This is a genomic window from Pseudoalteromonas sp. TB51 (assembly GCF_000498055.1).
In the GTDB taxonomy this organism is placed as follows: Bacteria; Pseudomonadota; Gammaproteobacteria; order Enterobacterales; family Alteromonadaceae; genus Pseudoalteromonas; species Pseudoalteromonas atlantica.
Map to the genome: position 1 here is coordinate 1 of NZ_AUTO01000050.1, position 3,879 is coordinate 3,879.

Annotated in this window: 4 protein-coding genes and 1 pseudogene; 1 reads left to right on the plus strand and 4 read right to left on the minus strand. The window is 41.3% G+C overall.

What is annotated here, in order from left to right; translation table 11 throughout:
- Nucleotides 1-490: pseudogene (locus L650_RS0101605) on the minus strand (sodium:proton antiporter); the annotation flags it as partial.
- A 286-nt stretch (nucleotides 491-776) separates the two neighbouring features.
- Here L650_RS0101605 and L650_RS0101610 point away from each other — a divergent pair.
- Nucleotides 777-1,277, plus strand: coding sequence for a GNAT family N-acetyltransferase (locus L650_RS0101610; protein WP_029771936.1), 501 nt, complete (start codon nucleotides 777-779; stop codon nucleotides 1,275-1,277).
- Here the strand turns inward: L650_RS0101610 and L650_RS0101615 are convergent.
- From L650_RS0101615 to L650_RS0101625, 3 genes are all read right to left on the minus strand, one after another.
- On the minus strand, nucleotides 1,274-1,882 hold the full coding sequence (locus L650_RS0101615) for a membrane integrity-associated transporter subunit PqiC (protein ID WP_029771938.1): 609 nt from the start codon (nucleotides 1,880-1,882) through the stop codon (nucleotides 1,274-1,276). The genes L650_RS0101610 and L650_RS0101615 overlap by 4 nt on opposite strands.
- Entirely contained in the window at nucleotides 1,882-3,537 is a 1,656-nt protein-coding gene (gene pqiB / locus L650_RS0101620; RefSeq protein ID WP_029771939.1) for an intermembrane transport protein PqiB, read from the minus strand. Before pqiB ends, L650_RS0101615 begins: the two co-directional genes overlap by 1 nt.
- The coding region (locus L650_RS0101625) for a paraquat-inducible protein A (protein WP_029771940.1) at nucleotides 3,534-3,879 on the minus strand (346 nt) is incomplete at its 5' end. The genes pqiB and L650_RS0101625, both read right to left, overlap by 4 nt.

Genomic DNA, 3,879 nt, shown 5'->3' on the forward strand with positions numbered 1-3,879 from the left:
CCGCCCAAGTCGATAAAGGGACAAGTACGCAAATAGGTGCCGCTGTTGAATCTACAACGTAGGCGAGCATTTCTCGGCTAACTTTAAATTTATCGGTAATGCGTTTCATCGTTTCACCAACGGTAAGCGCATTTAAATAGTCATCAATAAAAATAACCACACCTAAACAAAAGGTCATAAATAAAGAAGAGCGTTTACCTTTAGTGTATTTTAGCGCTAATTTGCCAAACGCCGACGCACCGCCAGTGCGCACTAATAAAGCGATTAAAGCGCCAAAGCCTCCACACACGAGTATTAACCAACCTATGGTTTCGTCGGTCATTACTTTAAGTGATGTGCTGGCAAAGTTAGCAAGCACCTGAGCTGGGTCGGCTATTACTAGGCCGACTAAAGCGCCAATAAGTAAAGATAAAATAGGACGGCGTAAAACAACAGCCAATACCACAACCACCGCTGGTGGCAGTAAACTGAATGCAGAAGGTTCAAGCATTTAAAGATTCACAAAATTAAAAGCATATTTAAATAATAAATTGCTTAACAAAAACAAAGCAGGTAATAGTTATTACGTGCCAAGTCACTGCTTTTGCCGCGTAGGGTGCTTTGCTGTTATGTTAAATTAATAGCGAAAGGGAAACGCGTTGGCTTTGGCGCCAGACGGTGCAAGAGAAGCATGCCGCTATTGTTGTGCCTGTAAAAACATCGGCGCAAAAATAATCCGGTTTTGTATTTCAGTCAATAAAAATTTACGTACAAAATAACTTTTTATAGGAGATAATGTGGAGGCCGTATTTAAAACCCAACGTTTATTATTGCGCTATGCAAATGAGCACGATGCAGCCATGTTACTTACTTTGGTGAATCAGCCAAATTTTATAAAATATATTGGCGATAAAGCCATTTATACGCACAGCGATGCCAAGCGCTACATTGAGCAATCGTTTAGGGCATCCCATAAACACCAAGGGTTTGGCCCTTATATTATTACTTTACACAATGGTGAAGTAGTAGGAGTTGTGGGTTTTTATAAACGCGACGTACTGCAACTGCCAGATTTAGGTTTTGCCTTGTTAACCCGTTATGAGAAAAACGGTTATATCTTTGAAGCGGCCAAAGCGCTATTACAAAATAGGCACACACTTGGGATAAAGCAGGTCAGTGCTATCTGCGCAGCCAATAACACCGCATCTCAGTGTGTATTATTAAAGTTAGGTTTTAATAGGGTAGGCAAGGCGGTTATTAATAATGATAAAACCGCCGTAATTATATATGGTTACTAAAGTCGCGCTTGCTCTATGGCTTTTGCTACGCTTAGGTTTATGTTTTGCCAAGTTTGCTCAAGAGTAGCCACTAAGCCATCGTAACCGTCATCTTCTATTGGAACGACATGCGAAAAATTATGCACACTAATTAGGCGGCGGCCGGTTTCTGGGTGGGTGTAATATAAGCGCCACAGGCCAGAAATATCAGCGTTGCCTTGCATATCACCATTAAAGTGGTGCACTTCATATTCAAGCTCGTAAAACGTTTGCTGATCAAGCTCGGTAATTACCGGTAAGCCCTTAATAACCATCCAATTAGGCATTGCATTAAAAAGGGTTTGTTGCGCTGTAGCGGTGAGCATCACATCGGGCGATTCACCCCATAGGTTGTAATTTGCCGCATGAATTTGGTTGCTATCAATTTTCATTGCTATGCCCAAATTATTTAATGCGCCTCTAAGGGCCACGGTTTGCACTCTTAATTGGGCATCAGTTTCTTTTACATGGCGTGATGATGAAGCAATAGGTTGTTCAAACTGATAATACTGCGTTGCGGTTTGAATTGACGCACTGCACCCTGAAAGGGTAATTAACACGGTTATGGCTAAAAATAAGTGTTTCATTATTGCTTCCTTGGTTGTGGATCAGCAGGGAGTGCTTTGTCAAAAATAAACATATTAGGTTGTTCGTTTAAACCCCGTGTAAGCGGCTGAATTTCTTCACTTAAGCGTTTAAATTCAAGCAAGGTTTGCTGTAATTGATGATGAAACTCAGAGCCGGCCTGATAACTTGCCATGGTTTTATCAAATTGACGCATGGTCACTTCAAACTGCTCCATACTTTTGGTCATTTTATCAAAGTTACGGTTAAAATCGCCGGGTAAGTTTTGGGTATCTTTTTGGCTTAATAACGCACGCATTTCGTTAGCAAGCGCTTGGTAGTCGCTAAATGTAGCCTGCATTTGCGCTAGGCTGTCTTCAATTTTTAAATCGTTTACCTTGTTAAGCACATCCGAGACCTGATCGGCAAGCACCGTAATGCCGCTAGAAATACTCGGAAATACATCATACTGGGCAAGCTTTGCTAAATGCGCTTTTGGTGCGTCGGGGTATATATCAAAATCTACATACACTGCACCAGTTAAAAGGTTGCCAGGTTTTAAAGAAGCGCGCATACCATTTTTTATCCAGCCGGTTAGGCTACTTTGCCAAAACTCTTTGGCCGCTGCGCTATCGTGATATAAACGGCCATACTCTATTTTAATCAGTACCGGCACCGCTGTATTATGGTTTTTAAAATGTGCAGGTTTGCCATTAACAATAACGTTAGCGGGGGCTTCTACCACGGTACCAATTCGGGTGCCGCGATATTCCACAGGCGCGCCGGGTCTTAGGCCACGTATAGATTGTTCAAAATCAATAATGTAGTAATCAAAGTCGTAAAAGCGCTCTTCTAGTGCTTCTTTGTAGCTTTGGCTTAGCGAAAAATTGTGGCCGTCTTGGGCTAAGTCGCCTGGGGCTTGTTGCTCTGGTAAGCCAACCGAAATACCGCCTTTGAGGAGTTTACTTAATGAGCCGGTACTTATATTAATACCATCGGCCGACAAATCTATTTCAATGCCGGCATTAACCCAAAATATAGAGTTTAATGTTATGAGGTTTTGATACGGCTCGTTAATAAAAATACCGTACTTCATTGCTTGGTTTTTCCAGTCAAAAGTAGCGGTTTCTATTTGGCCTATTTTGTAGTTTTTAAAAAATATCCCAGTGCTTACCTCTAGCACTTCAGCGTTGTAGCTGAGTAACTGAAAACGCCCACCTTTTACATCTTTACCAATAAGGGCTGGCTCGTCTTGTAATACAAAACGCTCTTTTAGTTTTTTACTCTCCCCCGGTGAAAACTCTAAATAAACACCCGACAAAAGCGTACTCATACCACTAATGCCCGTTTCGTCTATACGGGGTTTAACAACCCAAATTTTGGCATCGTCGGTGAGGAGCTCATTATAGTTTTTGTCTATTTGTGCGCGGGCAATAACGCTATCTTGCGAGTCAGAAAGGCGTATAGCATCAATTTGACCAATTTTAACACTGCGCACTTTTATTTCTGTTTTACCTGCAATAATGCCCTCTGCGTGGGGCATTTTTATATAAATAGTAGGGCCTACATTTGCTTGGTATTGATACAACATCCATATACCAACTAATAAGGCTATCAGTGGAATAATCCAAATAGCAGAAATTTTTGGTTTTGTTGTTACATTAGCCGTTTCGGTCATGCTTTATTCTCTGAATGTTTGTTTTTTGGTGTATCCCACAACAAGCGCGGATCAAACGCATGTGCAGCCATCATTTGGCATATTACCATAACAGTAAAAAATACAATGCCTAGCCCTGGGGTAATTGACATTAAGTTGCCTAGTTGCACTAAGGCAACGAGTATAGCAACAACAAATACATCGATCATTGACCATTTGCCAATAAATTCAGTAAGTTGATAAATTTTAGTATAGCCTTTTGTGTGCTTGTTAGCAGGTTTTGCCACCATAATGCATAAAAAGCTAAGCACAAAGGCTTTGGCCAGTGGCACCACTACGCTGGCCAAAAATATAATGGCAGCA